The sequence below is a fragment of the Streptomonospora halophila genome (assembly GCF_039542725.1).
Classification (GTDB): domain Bacteria; phylum Actinomycetota; class Actinomycetes; order Streptosporangiales; family Streptosporangiaceae; genus Streptomonospora; species Streptomonospora halophila.
This window is the reverse complement of record NZ_BAABIK010000023.1, coordinates 1-15,184: the sequence shown is the minus strand read 5'-3', so window position 1 is coordinate 15,184 and position 15,184 is coordinate 1. Positions and strand designations below refer to the sequence as shown.

Sequence of the window (15,184 nt, the reverse complement as noted above, 5' to 3'; positions counted from 1 at the left end):
GCTCACGCGCTCACGCGCCGCCCGCGACGCGGATCTCCGGCTCGTTGCGCACCGGGAAGTTCACCGAGCGCGCGATGAAGCACTTCTCGTGCGCCTTCTCGTGCAGGCTCCGCGCGGCCTCGGCCATGCCCGCCTCGGCGACCGTGACCACGGGGTGCAGCACGGCCTCGTCGAACTCGCCGGAGCCGTCGCGGTGGGTGGTCATGGCGGCCGTCGCGGTGTCGGTGTAGGCGACGACGTCGACCCCCGCCGCCGGCGCCAGGGCGAGGTAGGAGAGCATGTGGCACTCGCTCAAGGCGCTGACCAGGAGGTCCTCGGGATTCCACCGCGCGGGGTCGCCGCGGAACGCGGAGTCGGCCGAGCCCTTCAGCACGGGCCTGCCCTCGGCCTCCACGTCGTGGGAGCGCTCGAAGGAGCGGTAGCCGGTGGTTCCCTCGCCTGTGTTGCCCGTCCAGCGGACGCTGACCCGGTAGTGGTGGACCTTGTCGGCCATCTGGGCCTCCTCTGCTCGCGTGCGCCGCCGGCGCGGCGCTGCTGTCGGCGCGGCGGGGCGCGCCCTCCTCCGGCATCCTCCCCCACGGCGTCCGGGCGTCCCCGTCCGTCCCGCCCGGAACCGGCTTCAGCGGCGCCGCGCCCGGCGGCGCGGTCCGCGGGTGCCGGATAACCTTGGAGGCATGCCCGAACCCGCGCAGCACTGGCCCGCACCCGCCGCCCGCACACCCGTGGACGCCACGGTCACCCTGCCCGGTTCCAAGTCGATGACCAACCGCGCGCTCGTCCTGGCGGCGCTCTCGGAGAACCCCGCGACGGTGCGCCGACCGCTACGCAGCCGCGACACCGACCTGATGGCCGCGTCCCTGCGCGCACTGGGAATCGGGGTGGCCTCCTCCGGCGGCTCCGGCGACGACTGGGAGGTCGCGCCCGCTCCCCCGCGCGGGCCCGCACACGTGGACGTCGGCAACGCGGGCACGGTGATGCGCTTCCTGCCGCCGCTGGCCGCCATGGCCGAGGGCGAGGTCACCTTCGACGGCGACCCGCGGGCGCGCGAGCGCCCGGTCGGCCCTCTGCTGGAGGCGCTGCGTTCGCTGGGCGCCGACATCGACGACGACGGCCGCGGTGCGCTGCCGCTGGCCATCCGCGGAACCGGCGGGGTGCCCGGGGGCACCGTGCGCCTGGACGCCTCGGGCTCCTCCCAGTTCGTCTCGGCGCTGCTGCTCAGCGGCGCCCGCTTCGAGCACGGCGTCGAGGTCCGCCACGACGGCCCTCCGGTGCCCTCCCAGCCGCACCTGGACATGACCGTGGAGATGCTGCGCGCGGCCGGGGTGTCCGTCGACACCTCGGTGCCCGACGTGTGGCGGGTGGCGCCGGGGCCGGTGAAAGCCGGCGAGGTGGTGGTCGAGCCCGACCTGTCCAACGCCGCGCCGTTCCTGGCGGCCGCGCTGGTCACCGGAGGCCGCGTGACCGTGCCGGGCTGGCCCGAGCGCACGGCCCAGCCGGGCGACGCGCTGCGCGACCTGTTCGCGCGCATGGGCGGCGAGGTCACCGCCGGCCCCGACGGGCTGACGCTGCGCGGCACCGGCGAGATCCACGGGATCACCGCCGACCTGCGCGAGGTCGGCGAGCTCACCCCCACGGTCGCCGCGGTCGCGGCACTGGCCTCCGGCCCGTCGCGGCTGACCGGCATCGCCCACCTGCGGCGGCATGAGACCGACCGGATCGCGGCGCTGGTCCGCGAGATCAACGCGCTGGGCGGCGACGCCGTGGAGCTGCCCGACGGTCTGGTGGTCCGGCCGCGGCCGCTGCACTCCGGCGTCTTCCACAGCTACGACGACCACCGCATGGCCACATCGGGCGCGGTGATCGGCCTCGCGGTCGGCGGAGTGGAGGTGGAGAACATCGCCACGACGGCCAAGACACTGCCCGGATTCCCCGAGCTCTGGGCCGAGGTGACGCGGTGAAGGGCGGGCGGCGCGACCTGGACGAGGACGACGTCCGCGTCCGCCCGCGCGGCGGGTCGCGTCCGCGCACCCGTATCCGCCCCAAGCACGAGGACGCCCGCGGCGGGTTCGTCACCGCCGTCGACCGCGGCCGCTACCGCTGCCTGGTCGAAGGCCGCCCGGTGGTGGCCATGAAGGCGCGCGAGCTCGGACGCGGCAGCATCGTGGTCGGCGACCGGGTTGCGCTGGTGGGCGACCTGTCCGGGCTCCCCGACACCCTGGCGCGGGTGGTGCGCGTCGAGGAGCGGGCCTCGGTACTGCGCCGCACCGCCGACGACACCGACCCCGTCGAGCGGGTCATCGTCGCCAACGCCGACCAACTGGCCATCGTCTGCTCGCTGGCCGACCCCGAGCCCCGGCCGCGCTTCGTCGACCGGTGCCTGGTCGCCGCCTTCGACTCCGGGCTGGACCCGCTGCTGTGCCTGACGAAGGCCGACCTGGCCGAGCCCGGCGACCTGCTGAGCACCTACGGAGGGCTGCGGGTGCCCCACGTCGTCACCAGCCGCACAGGCGACCTGAGCGCGCTGCACGGGCGCCTGGCGGGCCGCACCAGCGTCCTGGTCGGCTACTCCGGCGTGGGCAAGTCGACGCTGGTGAACCGGCTCGTCCCCGATGCCGAACGCTCGGTCGGCGACGTCAATCCGGTCACCGGGCGGGGCAGGCACACCTCCACCTCGGCCGTCGCGCTGCCGTTCGAGGACGGCTGGATCATCGACACCCCGGGCGTGCGCAGCTTCGGGCTGGCCCACGTCAGCCCCGGCGACGTGGTGGCGGGCTTCCCCGATCTCGACGAGGCGGCGGCCGAGTGCCCGCCCGGCTGCCCCCACACCGAGGACGCGCCCGGCTGCGCTCTGGACGCCGAGGTCGCCCGAGGAAGGCTGGACTCCGACCGCGTGGCCTCGCTGCGCCGCCTGCTGAGCAGCCGCGACGCCGAGGACGAGCGGCACTGACACGGGGCATACGGGGCGGACGCCGCGCGGACCGGGGCGCCGCTGCGCCGGCGGGCCGATGCCGCGGCGACCGGCGCCGGTCTCACCGGGCGGGGCGCCCTTCGCCGGCGGACTCCCGGGATGCGGCGACCATGCTACGCACCGCCAGCTGGACGCGTTCGGCGGCCTGGTCGGGCTCGGTGGGCAGCAGCACGTACGACAGGGTGAGCCGCAGCGCCACCTCGGCCACCGCCTCGGCGCGCTCGGCACCCAGGGCGGGCAGGCGCCCGCGCAGGTACTCGGTCATCCGCGATCCGAGCTCGACGTGCAGCGGCGCCGCGCGCGTGGTCAGCACCGGCAGCAGCTCGGAGTCGCCGGTGATGATCGCGCCCATCAGCGGGTCGTCGGCCGACGCGGTCAGGGTCCAGCGGGCCGCTTCGGCGACCGCGCGGGCGGGGTCGCCGGTCGATCCGGCGAGGATGTCCATCACCCCGTCGAGGAACCGCCCGGCCTCGCGCACGACCACGGCCTGCAGCAGGCCCTCTTTGCTGCCGAACTCGTTGTAGAGGGTCTGGCGCGACACTCCCGCGCCCGCGGCGATGTCGGCCATCCGCATCCGCGCCCACCGGCCGGCCACGACCTCGACGTAGGCGGCGTCCAGCAGCCGGGTCCGCGTGCCCGACGCGTCGGAGCGCGGGGTGCGCTGCCCGTCCGACCGGTCCATGCCGCCATACTGTCACGACAGTCCCGCGATTTCTCCGATCCCGCAGGGCGCCGGTAGTCCGCTCCGGTCCCCGGAAGGGTAGCGTAAGCCGCCATGGCGTCCTTTGACGATGATCTGCGTCTTGCCCACGTCCTCGCCGACGCGGCCGACGACATCTCCCTGAAGCACTTTCGAGCGCTCGACCTGAAGGTCGAGACCAAGCCCGACCTGACGCCCGTCACCGAGGCCGACCGCTCCGTCGAAGAGACCCTGCGCGGGGTCCTCTCCCGCGCCCGGCCGCGCGACGCCGTGGTGGGAGAGGAGTACGGCCGGACCGGTGTCAGCCACCGGGTCTGGGTCCTCGACCCCATCGACGGCACCAAGAACTACGTGCGCGGCGTGCCCGTCTGGGCGACGCTGATCGCCCTGCTCGAAGCCGACCGCCCGGTGGTCGGTGTCGTCTCCGCGCCGGCGCTGACCCGCCGCTGGTGGGCCTCGCGCGGCGGGGGCACCTGGAGCGGCCGCAGCCTGACCAAGGCGACCCGCTGCACGGTGTCGCGGGTCTCGGCGCTGGAGGACGCGTCCCTGTCGTTCTCGGAGATGTCGGAGTGGGAGAACCGGCAGCGCCTCGACAGCTTCCTCGGGCTGACCCGCTCGGTATGGCGCACCCGGGCCTACGGGGACTTCTGGTCGCACGTGATGGTCGCCGAGGGCTCGGTGGACATCTCCGCCGAACCGGAGCTCTCGCTGTGGGACGCCGCCCCGCTGCCCGTCATCCTGGAGGAGGCCGGCGGGCGCGCGACCGACCTGCGCGGCCAGGACTTCTCCGACGGCGGCCCGCTGGTGTGCACCAACGGCGCCCTCCACGACGAGGTCCTCACCCAGCTCAACGGCGGCCCCACCCCGGGCGGCGGCCCGGCGCCGCTGCGGCTGACCTGACGGGCCGCCCCGGACGGCGGCGGGACGCGAAGGCCTTCGGGGCGTAGTAGTCTGCGGCTCGTGTCGCAACAGTCCAGCCGTACCCCCCTCCGCCTGCTGCTCCCGGCCGCCGCTGCGGCGTGCCTCGCGCTGAGCGCGTGCGGATCCTCCCCCGGACCGTCGATGGAGGAGCTGGAGTCGCAGGTCGCTCCCAGCACCGACGCCGCGGCGCCGGTCGCCGATCCCTCGGCGCTGGCCGAGCTCCGCTTCGATCCGGAGAAGGTCACCTGCGACCCCCGGATCACCACCAACGCCCGAGGCGCCTGGGAGACCTCGGCGCCCCGCACGGAGGTCTCCAAAAGCGCGCCCCTGAAGCTGCGCGACAACAACGGCTCCGGCGACGTCCCCGTCACCGCCACGGTCTCCGCCCCCGACGGCACGACCTACAAGGCGGAGGCGTCGGTCTCCGCCGACAAGTGGGTCGAGCTGGCCTTCCCCGGTGACTTCGCGGACGCTTCGCTGGCCCCGGGCCCCTTCACCGTCGTCTGGACCACGGACAAGGGCGCCTACATCGCCTGCGACGGCTTCAAGGGCGCATAGCCCCGCCCACCGGCGCGCTCGACACCGGAAACGGGGACATGGTGGTCGACGTCCTGCGCGGGATGAGCCGCGAGGGGTGCGCCGTGGTGATCGCCACGCACGACGACCGGGTCCGCGACGGCTGCGACACGGTCTTCGACGTCCACACCTGCGCCGGCGTCTGAGGAATCGGGCCGGCGGGCTCCCGCAGGCCTCCGGCCCCGCCGCGGCGGGTTCGCCGATTCGGGGCCCGGACGTTCTGCGGGGAATGCGAAAGGCCGGTGGGAAGGAATCGGGATTCCTTCCCACCGGCCTTTACTGGTAGCGGGGACAGGATTTGAACCTGCGACCTCTGGGTTATGAGCCCAGCGAGCTACCGAACTGCTCCACCCCGCGTCGATGTGATTCCACAATACCGCTCCCCGGCCCCGAAACCAAACCGGCTACCGGGCCCCTCACGGCCCCCCGCGGGCGGGAGAGTGACGCGTCACACCCGGTCGGAGGGCGTGCCGGGAAAGCGGGCGGTGCCCCGTCGACGGCGCGCGGGCCCCGGTTCCCCGAGCCGGGACCCGGGCCGCCGCAGGGGATCGGAACCGGACCAGGGAGAAAAGAAAAACCGGTGCGGAAGGAAACCGAATTTCCTTCCGCACCGGCCTTCGCTGGTAGCGGGGACAGGATTTGAACCTGCGACCTCTGGGTTATGAGCCCAGCGAGCTACCGAACTGCTCCACCCCGCGTCGGTGTGATTCCACAGTATCGCTCCCCTGCCACAACACCAAATCGGATTCCCCGACCGGCGCCGCCTCCGGGAGCGGGTCGCGACTCGCCGTCCGTGCAAGCCGCGACTCGCCATCCACCGATCGACGAGAAGAGCCCGGCCCCGGTTTCCCGGGAGCCGGGCTCTGCCACGTGGTAGCGGGGACAGGATTTGAACCTGCGACCTCTGGGTTATGAGCCCAGCGAGCTACCGAACTGCTCCACCCCGCGTCGGTGTGATTCCACAGTATCGCTCCCCTGCCACAACACCAAATCGGATTCCCCGACCGGCGCCGCGGAAACGGCGGCGCCGCGGCGGGCAGGTGCGCGCACCTGCCCGCCGCGGCCGCCGACCGGGCACGGACGGAACGGCTCAGTTCGAGCCGCCACCGCCTCCGTCGCCTCCGCCGTCGCCGGAGCCGCCGCTCTGGCCCGAGGCGTCCTCGGCGCGCTCCAGCGCGTCCTTCAGCCGCTGGTTGGCCTCGTCGTAGGCGCTGAAGTCGCCGTCCTTCAGGGCCTGCTGGCCCTCCTCATAGGCCTGCGCGGCGTCTTCGAGCGCTGCCGAGAGCTCCTCGCTGCCCCCGGCACCGCCACCGCCGCCGTCCTGCTCGCCGCCGTCGTCCTCGTCGCCCTCCGGAAGCGGTGCGCCCCCCTCGAAGAGGTTGTTCAGCGCCTCCTGCAGGTTGTTGCCGATCGCGACCTCCTCGCCGAAGCCGACCATCACCTTCTGCAGCAGCGGATAGGAGGTCTGGCTGCCCTCGGCCTGCACGTACAGCGGCTCGACGTAGAGGAGCCCGTCGGCGAACGGCAGGGTGAGCAGGTTGCCGTTGATGATCCGCGACTGCTCGCTCTGCTGCAGAGGCAGCAGCTCGTCGCGGATCGCGTCGTCGGCCGCGAACTGGGCCTGGACCTGGCCCGGGCCCATGACCACGGTGTCCTGCGGCAGCTGCAGGATGCGCAGCTTGCCGTAGTCGTCCTCGGTCGCGTCGCTGTTGACCGCCAGGAAGCCGGCCAGGTTCTCGCGGCCGCGCGGCACGAACGTCGACGTGACGGAGAAGTCGGCGTCGTCCTCGCCCGGGTAGCGGATGGTCTGGCGGTAGGGCGGCTCGGGGCTGTCGCCGTCGGTCGTCGGGTTGGCCGGCACGTTCCAGAAGTCCTGGCCGCCGTAGAAGGCGTCGGCGTCGGTGATGTGGTAGCGCCGCAGCATCTCCCGCTGGACCTTCACCAGGTCGTCGGGGTAGCGCAGGTGCGACATCAGCTCGTTGTCGATCTCGCTCTTCTTGGTGATCACCCCGGGGAAGGCGTTGGACCAGGTCTTGAGCACCGGGTCCTTCTTGTCCCAGCCGTAGAGGGTGACCGTGCCGTCGTAGGCGTCGACGGTCGCCTTGACCGAGTTGCGGATGTAGTTCACCTGGTTGCCCGGCAGCGCGTTGACGGTGTCGGTGCTCTGGGTGAACGTGTCCTCGGTCGCGTCGGCGAGGTCGATCCGCTCGGAGTAGGGGTACATGTTGGTGGTCGTGTAGGCATCCACCACCCACTGCACGCGGCCGTCGACGATCGCCGGGTAGGGCTTGCCGTCGGCGGTGAGGAACGGGGCCACCCGCTCGACGCGGTCGGCCGGGTCGCGCTCGTAGATGATGCGCGACTCGTCGGAGATCGCGCTGTTCAGCAGGATGTCGGGCTCCTGGTAGCGCAGCGCGTAGAGGATGCGCTTGAAGAAGTTGCCCAGCTCGACGCCGCCGTCGCCCTGGTAGCGGTTGGTGCGCTGGCCGCTGCCCTGGTTGGCGCCACCGCCGCCCTGCTCCTCGTTCTGCGCCTCGGGGCTCTGGCCGCCGCCTTCGCCGCCCTGGCCCTGCTGGTCGCCGCCCTGGGCGTTCGCCTGGGCGCCGGCCGGCGCGTTGGCGTTGTCCGGCGAGGGGTCGCCCTCGGGCTCCCCGGCGTCCTCGCTGGTGGTCACGTCGTCGCTGCCGCCGCCCAGCGGGTAGTCGTACTCGGGCTCGGCGTTGACGATGACGTACTCGGCGCCCTCGCGCCCGAAGTAGATCCGCGGCTCGTACTCGCCCGTGACCTCCGACAGCTCGCCCTCGGGCGGGATGTTGTACTCGGTGAAGACCGGCCGCCCCTGGTCGTCGACCTGGTTGCCGGCCGCGGCGACGATTCCGAAGCCGTGGGTGTAGACGGTGTGCCGCGTCAGCCAGTTGTCCTGGTCTTCGGGCGGGCCCGACAGCTCGCGCGCGGCGATGATCGTGTCGACGTTGTTGCCCTCGTCGTCCTCGTAGCGGTCGACGCTGAGGACCTCGGGGAACTGGTAGAAGCCGCGCACCTGCTGCATCTGCTGGAACGTCTGCGAGACGACCGAGGGGTCGACCAGGCGGACGCTGGGGATGGTGGCGGCCTCCTCGGACAGCTGCTCCGCCGTCAGCTCGGTCTGCGCGTCGTAGTCGGTGACCTCGGCGCTGCCGATGCCGTAGGCGGCGCGCGTGGCCTCGATGGTGCGCTGGATGAAGGGGCGCTCCAGCCGCTGCTCGTTCGGGCTGACCTGGAACTGCTGCACGATGGCGGGGTAGACGCCGCCGATGAGGATGGCCGACAGCACCAGGAGGCCGAGGCTGGCCACCGGCATCATCACGTTGCGCACGTAGATGTTGGCGAAGAACAGCAGCGCGCAGACGACCGAGATGACCGAAAGAATGATCACCGCGTAGAGCACCGCGTTGACGTCGGTGTAGGAGGCGCCGAAGGTGTAGCCGCGGCTGGAGAACACCAGCCCGTACTGGTCCAGCCAGTACGCGGCCGCCCGCAGCAGCACGAAGACGCCCAGCAGGACCGACAGGTGCACGCGCGCGGCCGGGGTCGCGCGCTGGCCCTGGCTCTGCAGCCGGACGCCGCCGTAGAGGTAGTGCACGACCACCGCGGCGATGAACGCCAGCACCACGGCGGCGAACAGGTAGCCCAGCACGACCCGCATGAACGGGTAGGTGAAGGTGTAGAACGAGATGTCGCGGCCGAACTGCGGGTCGTTCACTCCGAACGACGCGCCGTTGGCGAACTGCAGGTAGGTCCCCCACTCACCGCTGGCCGAGGCGCCGGTCAGCACGCCCAGGCCGGCCACGATCACCCAGAAGAAGATCTTGCGCCGCGGGTCGATCGACATGCGGTAGCGCGCCAGCCCCTGCTGCTCGGGGCTCATGGGCGGCGCCAGCGGGCGGGACCGGTAGGCGAAGAACATGCTGGCGCCGACGGCCGCGGCCATGAGCAGGCCGGCGACGGCGAACAGCAGCGAGCGGGTGCGCAGTTCGGTGAGGAAGACGGTCGAATACCCGACGGAGTCGAACCACAGGTAGTCGGTCCAGAAGTTCGCGGCGGTCAACAACCCCGCGATGACGACGACCACGACCACCGCGACAGGCGCGAGCAGCCGGGATCGACGGGGCATGCGCGCGGACGGTGCGCCGGGCGATCGGAAGCTCACGCCTCCCCCTCATAGTTGGCACTGCAGTCGGTATCGGGGGACTCGGTCCCTTTGGTATCGGCAACTTATTGGGCGGCCCCCGGGTTCCCGAAACCCCGCGCCAAGCGATGACAAGATGACATCGACTGGGATTCGGGCGGGCATCGGAGCACCCGTGGTGCGACTTTACTCGGTGGAACGCGCCCTTCCGGTCCCCGCCGTCGGCCACCATGGGCGGGTGTCTTTCAACATTCGCGAAGCCGTCCTGGAACTCGAGCGCCACGCCGCCGGCCAGGGCTGGGACCAGCCGGTGCGCATCTACGCGCTGGTGCCCACCACCGACCTGATGGAGCGCGAGCCCGCTCTTGCCGAGATGCTGGGCCTGACCGGTGAGATCGCCGACGACGACCTCACCCCCGTGGAGCAGGAGCCGCTGCCCGGCGAGGTGCCGCTGGAGGAGGCGCTGGGCCGGATGGCCTGGCCCGAGGCGGTCACCGGGTGCGCCCTGGTGATGGAGCGCCTGGTGCTGAAGGGCTCCGACGCCACGCTTGAGCCGCCCCGCGACGCCGACGCCGGGTCGTGGGCGCAGAACCAGGAGGGCAGCGAGGAGGTCCGCATGGTGGCGGGCGTGCTGCGCGACGGCAGCCGGCACTCCGCGCTGCGGATGCGCCACCACGACTCCGAGGACGAGGTGCTCAACGGCGAGGACCTGGTTCCGGCGCTGACCTCGGCGCTCGCGCTCACGCTGGAGGACGAGGAGGAGTGACGCGGCGGGGCTCTACCCCGGCTGGCAGCGCGGGAGGTCGCCGGACCCCTCGCCGCTGCGGATCTTCTTCAGCGCGCCGACGGCGTCGTCCAGCTCGTCGACCCTGACCACCTCGATCTCGCCGGTGGCCGCGGAGTCGAAGGTCTGCGAGCAGCTGTCGGAGGCGACGAAGAAGTACTCGGCTCCGAGCCGCTCGGCGCTGACCATCTTCTGCGCCACGCCGCTGACACCTCCAACCTCCCCCTCGGGGGTGATGGTGCCGGTGCCGGCGATCTGGTGCCCGCCGGTGAGGCCCTCGGGGCTGAGCCGGTCGATGACTCCGAGGGAGAACATCATCCCGGCGCTGGGACCGCCGATCTCGCCGACGCTGATGTCGACCTCGAAGGGGAACTCCATCCGGTCGGCGACGAGGATGCCGATGACGGCGTTGCCCTCGTCGTCGGCCGCGGTCTTCACCTCGGCCTTCACGGGCTCGTCCGCACCCTCGCGGTCGAGGGTGAGCGAGACCGCGTCGCCGGGTTCGCGGTCGCCGACGAGTTCGACCGCCTCGTCCTTGTCGGCGACCGGCTCGCCGTCCACGCGGGCGATGACGTCGCCCTTGCGCACCTCGCCCTGGGCCGGCTTGCCCTTCATCACCCGTGCGACATAGGCCTCGGTCTCGTAGTCGACGCCCAACTGGGTGAGCGCCGCCGCCGTGGCCTTGCGCTGCGAGCTGTTCATCTCCACGGTCTGGGTCTGGGTGATCTCCTCGACGCTCTGGTCGGGCGGGAAGAGCGCCTCCTGCGGCAGCACCGCCTGGGTGGGCGAGAGCCACGCGCCCAGCACGGTGAACAGGTCCATGTGCGTGTCGGGGCCGCCCGTGTACTGCACCGTGACCATGGACAGCCCGCCCTCGTGGCTGTAGCTGCGGGTCCCCTCGATCCGGATGATCCGCTCGCCGCCGCTCTCACCGAGGGTGTTCAGCGCGATGCCGGGGGAGGCGACAAGGTAGGGAACGGGCAGATACACCGCTCCCACCGCGAATCCCGCCAACAGCAGCACCGCGACGATCAGGGTCATAGCACGACGGAACATGCTGCACACCCTAAACGGCGCACGGACGGCCCCCGCCGGGACCCGCCGCGGCCGCGGGGCCGCCTACGTGCGCTCGCCGGCTCTTCGGCCTACTCGGCACCGACCCACTCGGTGCCGCCGTCGGAGAACCCTTGATGCTTCCAAATGGGCACCTGGGCCTTGATGTCGTCGATCAGCCGCCGGCAGGCGTCGAACGCCTCGTCGCGGTGCCCGGCAGCGGCGGCGACGACGACAGCGGTGTCGCCGATCTCCAGATCCCCGACGCGGTGCAGCGCGGCCACCCGCCAGACGGGGCGCCCGTCGCCGGAGGTGTCGGCGACGACCTTCTCCATGACGCCGCGCATCTCGGCCTCCGCGCGCGGGTGGGCGGAGTAGGCCAGGCGGGCGACGGCGCGCCCGTGGTCGTGGTCGCGGACGGTGCCGATGAAGCAGGCGGTGCCCCCCGCCCGGGGGTCGCCCACCGCGGCGAGGACCTCGTCGACCGAGATCGGGGCTTCGCGCAGTCCTACCAGGCTGATGGCATCCACATGCCGACGTTATCAACAGCGGCGGCCCGCGGACGGTCGGCCAGCGCGCTTTCCGCGGGGTCGCGGCGGATCGGCGCCGGCCGCAGCGCCGGGGTGGCCCTCGGTGCGCCGGAGGCCGCGGGAGCGCGCGGGCGCGGCGAGCCGGGTTCAGCGGCCCCGGCGCTTGCGCAGGTGGCGCACCGCGGCCGCGGTGCCGATGGCCGCCGCTGCGGCGCCGGCGGCGCTCGCCGCGGTGATCGTCACCTCCTTGCGGCCGACGTTGCGGCCGACCAGGGCGGACTTGCCGCTGCGCGCGTCCAGCAGGGCACGCAGCGCCTCGGCGTTATCGTAGGCCGGGCGCCATCCGCTCTCGCGCAGGGCGGCGCAGTCGACGACGCACGGGTAGACCAGGAACTTCAGCTCGGCGGCCGTGGCGGGCGTGAGGCCCGCACTGTGCAGCCGCTGTGTGGCGCCGAAGACCAGGTTGGCCGGCAGGTCGAAGCGGCGCAGGCCGGCGATCTCCTCGGCCTCGTCCTGGGACAGGGCCCCCTCGCAGCCCACCGCGACCGCGCCGCTCGCGCCCTCGACGCCGCGCACCGCCACGTGCTCCAGGGCGGAGGCGAGGTCCTCGATGTGGCAGAACTGCCAGGTCTGCCGGCGACCGCGGACGGTCAGCAGCCGCGGAGCGGCGAAGTGCCGGGTGAGCACGGTGTCGAGCCCGGGGCCCACCAGCGGCGCGGGGCGCACCACCGTCACCGACAGGCCGGGGTGGGAGCGCCGGGCGCGGCAGGCCAGGTCCTCGATCTCCACCCAGTCGCCGACGAGGCCCGCCCCGGTCTCGGTGCGCACCTCGGAGTCCTCCGGCATCGGGACCGGGTTCTCGGGGTCGGCGCCGTGGACCATGGTGCTGGTGACCAGGACCACCCGGGGGACGCGCTGGGCGGCCGCCGCGGTCAGCACGGTCTGGGCGGCGCGCAGGTTGTCGGCCCGCCGCTGCTTGGCCGGGGTCTGCAGGGTGCGGTCGTCGTCGGTGTGCACGAGCACGTCGACACCCGGCAGGCAGTGGGCGAGCCGGGGATCGCGGACGTCGGCGGTGCGCCGGGTCGCGCCCGGCGGCGGGCCCTCCGCGTCGTCGCGGTGACCGCCGATCGCGACGACTTCGGCGACTGCGCCGGAACCCGCGGCGGTGACCAGGCGTTCCACAAGGAGACGGCCGATGCCTTCGGCGGCTCCGGTGACCGCGATCACCGGAGCCCCGGGACGTGTGGTGTGCTGTGGGCGAACCTGGCTCGTTTCGGTATTCACTCCGGGCGGCTCCCAGCTAACGTGACAGTGGAGACAAACCTAATCCTGCCTGAGGTCTAATCGTGAGCGACCTACCTTTTGGTTTCAGCATGCCGAACGACCCCGACGACGAGTCCGGGCGCCGATCGGGCGACTCCGGCTCGGGTGCCGGCAGCGGCGGCCCAGGCGGTGGCGGCCCCGGCGGTGGTGAGCCGGGCATGCCGGGCGGCTTCCCCTTCGGCGACCCCCAGCAGATGGCGCAGATGCTGCGCCAGTTCGCCGACATGATGGCGGCGCAGCCCTCGTCCGGCGAACAGCAGGCCGAGTCCGGTTCGGTGAACTGGGACATGGCCAAGAACATCGCCCGGCACGCGGTGTCGCAGAAGGGCGACTCCAGTGTCGGCGCGCACGACTTCGCCAAGGTTCAGGAGGCCCTGCGCCTGGCCGACCTGTGGACCAACGAGGCCACGTCGCTGCCGTCCGGCGTGCACACCATGCAGGCGTGGAGCCGGTCGGAGTGGGTCGAGAAGACCATGCCGACCTGGTCGAAGCTGTGCGAGCCGCTGACCCGGCGGCTGGTGGAGTCCATGGGCCAGAACCTTCCCGACGAGATGCAGTCGATGGCGGGCCCGCTGATGGGCATGGTGCGCCAGATGGGCGGCATGCTCGTGGGCCAGCAGGCCGGCCAGGCCATCGGCGAGCTCGCCGGCGAGGTGGTGGGCTCGACCGACGTCGGCCTGCCGCTGGCCGGCGAGGGCACCGCGGCGCTGCTGCCCGACGGCGTCACGGCCTTCGGCGAGGGCCTGGGCATCCCCGAGGACGAGATCCGGCTCTACCTGGCCGCGCGCGAGGTCGCGCTGCACCGGCTGTTCGGGCACGTGCCGTGGCTGCGCGCACACGTGTTCACCCTGGTGGAGGACTACGCCCGGGGCATGTCCTTCGACATGAGCGGGCTTGAGGAGAAGCTCGGCCAGATCGACATCGCCAACCCCGAGGCCCTGCAGGAGGTGCTCTCGGGCAGCGAGGGCGAGGGCCTGTTCCAGCCGCAGGACACCCCGCAGCAGAAGGCGTCCCTGGCGCGGCTGGAGACCACGCTGGCGCTGGTCGAGGGCTGGCTGTCGGTCGTGGTCGACGCGGCGGTCGCCGAGCGGCTGCCGCAGTCGGCGGCGCTGGCCGAGGCCACCCGCCGCCGGCGGGCCACCGGCGGGCCCGCCGAGCACACCTTCGCGACGCTGGTCGGGCTGGAGCTCCGGCCGCGCCGGCTGCGCGAGGCGGCGGCGCTGTGGACCGCCCTGGAGGACGCGCGCGGGATCGAGGGCCGCGACGCCGTGTGGGAGCACCCCGACCTGATGCCTTCGGGCGACGACCTGGACGACCCCGACGCGTTCGTGCACGGCCGCGCCGGCTCGGAGGCCGACGAGATCGACATCAGCCAGTTCACCGACGCCTCCGACGAGCCCTCCACCGACGGCGGCCGCGACGAAGGCGGCGAGGACCGCGGCGACGGCACCGGCTCGGGCGGCTCCGGCGGGGGCCCGGCGTGATCCTGGACCGGCTGCGCGCGGCCGCCCGCTCCGAGCTCGCGGCCTGGCGTGCGCCCGAGGCGGCGCAGGAGGAGCTGCGCCGCCTCTACCTGGACCACCTCCACCGCCATCCCGACGCGATGGCGCGCACCTGCGTCGCCGGGCACCTGACCGCCAGCGCCGCCATCGTCGACCCGGACGGCACGAGCGCCGTGCTGACCCTGCACCGCAAGATCGGCAAGTGGCTGCAGACCGGCGGCCACTGCGAGGAGGGCGACGCCTCCTTGGGCGAGGCGGCGCTGCGTGAGGCCGCCGAGGAGTCGGGGCTGTCGGGCCTGCGGCTGCTGCCCGGGCCGATTCGGCTGGACCGGCACCGGGTGGGCTGCGCAGGCGGCACCTGGCATCTGGACGTGCAGTACGCGGTGGTGGCCGCGGAGCGGGAGGCGCCGCTGTCGATCGACGCCGCCGAGTCCTCCGACCTGGGCTGGTTCGCCGTGGAGGAGATCCCCGACCCCACCGACGACGCCTGCCGCGCCCTCGTCCGCGCGGCGGCCGAGGCGGCGCGCACCCGCCCGGAGCCGGGTTTCGCACCCTCGTAGGCGCGCCCGGCCGGTAGGCGCGCCCGGCCGGCCGAATGCGGGCCGCGCTCCCGCGCTCCCGCGTTCCGGCGCTGTGGGCGCCCGGCGGCCCGGCGGCCC

At 73.1% G+C, this 15,184-nt stretch carries 13 protein-coding genes, 3 tRNA genes and 1 pseudogene; 8 read left to right on the top strand and 9 right to left on the bottom strand.

The genetic code is table 11. From position 1 onward, the window contains the following. Positions 1–10: 10 nt before the first annotated feature. Positions 11–493, bottom strand: coding sequence for an OsmC family protein (locus ABEA15_RS18505; RefSeq protein WP_344141741.1), 483 nt, complete (start codon positions 491–493; stop codon positions 11–13). 181 nt (positions 494–674) lie between these two features. Here ABEA15_RS18505 and aroA point away from each other — a divergent pair, with 181 nt between their 5' ends. Then, a complete protein-coding gene (gene aroA, locus ABEA15_RS18500; RefSeq protein ID WP_345557855.1) occupies positions 675–1,958 on the top strand; it encodes a 3-phosphoshikimate 1-carboxyvinyltransferase in 1,284 nt (427 codons plus the stop codon). Further along, positions 1,955–2,947 (top strand): ribosome small subunit-dependent GTPase A, encoded by a 993-nt coding sequence (gene rsgA / locus ABEA15_RS18495; RefSeq protein WP_344141743.1) that lies wholly within the window; start codon positions 1,955–1,957, stop codon positions 2,945–2,947. Before aroA ends, rsgA begins: the two co-directional genes overlap by 4 nt. Before the next feature lie 82 nt (positions 2,948–3,029). Here rsgA and ABEA15_RS18490 read toward each other — a convergent pair whose 3' ends face one another. Continuing rightward, positions 3,030–3,650 (bottom strand): TetR/AcrR family transcriptional regulator, encoded by a 621-nt coding sequence (locus ABEA15_RS18490; protein ID WP_345557853.1) that lies wholly within the window; start codon positions 3,648–3,650, stop codon positions 3,030–3,032. Positions 3,651–3,743: 93 nt separating this feature from the next. On the opposite strand from ABEA15_RS18490, the gene hisN reads away from it, so the two are divergent. The 3 genes and pseudogenes from hisN to ABEA15_RS18475 all read left to right on the top strand — a co-directional run. After that, positions 3,744–4,568: a histidinol-phosphatase gene (gene hisN, locus ABEA15_RS18485; RefSeq protein WP_344141745.1), complete on the top strand. Its 825-nt coding sequence runs from the start codon at positions 3,744–3,746 to the stop codon at positions 4,566–4,568. A gap of 60 nt (positions 4,569–4,628) precedes the next feature. Next, positions 4,629–5,147, top strand: coding sequence for a hypothetical protein (locus ABEA15_RS18480; protein ID WP_345557851.1), 519 nt, complete (start codon positions 4,629–4,631; stop codon positions 5,145–5,147). A 5-nt stretch (positions 5,148–5,152) separates the two neighbouring features. Further along, positions 5,153–5,311 (top strand): annotated as a pseudogene (locus ABEA15_RS18475) (lipoprotein ABC transporter ATP-binding protein); the annotation flags it as partial. A 134-nt stretch (positions 5,312–5,445) separates the two neighbouring features. Here ABEA15_RS18475 and ABEA15_RS18470 read toward each other — a convergent pair. The 4 genes from ABEA15_RS18470 to ABEA15_RS18455 form a co-directional block, all read right to left on the bottom strand. Next, a tRNA-Met gene (locus tag ABEA15_RS18470) sits at positions 5,446–5,522 on the bottom strand. Positions 5,523–5,786: 264 nt separating this feature from the next. Beyond that, positions 5,787–5,863: transfer RNA gene (locus tag ABEA15_RS18465), tRNA-Met, on the bottom strand. 173 nt (positions 5,864–6,036) lie between these two features. Next, positions 6,037–6,113: transfer RNA gene (locus tag ABEA15_RS18460), tRNA-Met, on the bottom strand. A 142-nt stretch (positions 6,114–6,255) separates the two neighbouring features. Beyond that, a complete protein-coding gene (locus ABEA15_RS18455; protein WP_344141747.1) occupies positions 6,256–9,318 on the bottom strand; it encodes a UPF0182 family membrane protein in 3,063 nt (1,020 codons plus the stop codon). A 253-nt stretch (positions 9,319–9,571) separates the two neighbouring features. Here ABEA15_RS18455 and ABEA15_RS18450 point away from each other — a divergent pair, with 253 nt between their 5' ends. Continuing rightward, positions 9,572–10,099, top strand: a complete 528-nt coding sequence (locus ABEA15_RS18450) for a PPA1309 family protein (protein ID WP_344141748.1) — start codon at positions 9,572–9,574, stop codon at positions 10,097–10,099. Positions 10,100–10,111: 12 nt separating this feature from the next. Here ABEA15_RS18450 and ABEA15_RS18445 read toward each other — a convergent pair whose 3' ends face one another. The 3 genes from ABEA15_RS18445 to ABEA15_RS18435 all read right to left on the bottom strand — a co-directional run bounded on the left by ABEA15_RS18445 (position 10,112) and on the right by ABEA15_RS18435 (position 12,927). Further along, the gene (locus ABEA15_RS18445; RefSeq protein ID WP_344141749.1) at positions 10,112–11,173 is read right to left on the bottom strand and encodes a YlbL family protein; all 1,062 of its coding nucleotides are present in this window, start codon (positions 11,171–11,173) and stop codon (positions 10,112–10,114) included. A gap of 89 nt (positions 11,174–11,262) precedes the next feature. Continuing rightward, positions 11,263–11,700 carry a molybdenum cofactor biosynthesis protein MoaE gene (locus ABEA15_RS18440; RefSeq protein ID WP_345557848.1) on the bottom strand — a complete coding sequence of 146 codons (438 nt, stop codon included), beginning with the start codon at positions 11,698–11,700 and terminating at the stop codon, positions 11,263–11,265. 147 nt (positions 11,701–11,847) lie between these two features. Continuing rightward, complete coding sequence (locus ABEA15_RS18435; RefSeq protein ID WP_345557932.1) at positions 11,848–12,927, bottom strand: NAD-dependent epimerase/dehydratase family protein; 1,080 nt, start codon at positions 12,925–12,927, stop codon at positions 11,848–11,850. 119 nt (positions 12,928–13,046) lie between these two features. Between ABEA15_RS18435 and ABEA15_RS18430 the strand changes: the two genes are divergently transcribed. Further along, entirely contained in the window at positions 13,047–14,507 is a 1,461-nt protein-coding gene (locus ABEA15_RS18430; protein WP_345557846.1) for a zinc-dependent metalloprotease, read from the top strand. Between the two features lie 2 nt (positions 14,508–14,509). Continuing rightward, on the top strand, positions 14,510–15,085 hold the full coding sequence (locus ABEA15_RS18425; protein WP_386698955.1) for an NUDIX domain-containing protein: 576 nt from the start codon (positions 14,510–14,512) through the stop codon (positions 15,083–15,085). Positions 15,086–15,184: the final 99 nt, after the last annotated feature.

Bases quoted from the DNA above. Each gene is read 5' to 3' on its own strand.
- ABEA15_RS18490 (WP_345557853.1), bottom strand. From the start codon at position 3,650: ATGGACCGGTCGGACGGGCAGCGCACCCCGCGCTCCGACGCGTCGGGC.
- ABEA15_RS18505 (WP_344141741.1), bottom strand. From the start codon at position 493: ATGGCCGACAAGGTCCACCACTACCGGGTCAGCGTCCGCTGGACGGGC.
- aroA (WP_345557855.1), top strand. From the start codon at position 675: ATGCCCGAACCCGCGCAGCACTGGCCCGCACCCGCCGCCCGCACACCC.
- hisN (WP_344141745.1), top strand. From the start codon at position 3,744: ATGGCGTCCTTTGACGATGATCTGCGTCTTGCCCACGTCCTCGCCGAC.
- ABEA15_RS18445 (WP_344141749.1), bottom strand. From the start codon at position 11,173: ATGTTCCGTCGTGCTATGACCCTGATCGTCGCGGTGCTGCTGTTGGCG.
- ABEA15_RS18455 (WP_344141747.1), bottom strand. From the start codon at position 9,318: ATGCCCCGTCGATCCCGGCTGCTCGCGCCTGTCGCGGTGGTCGTGGTC.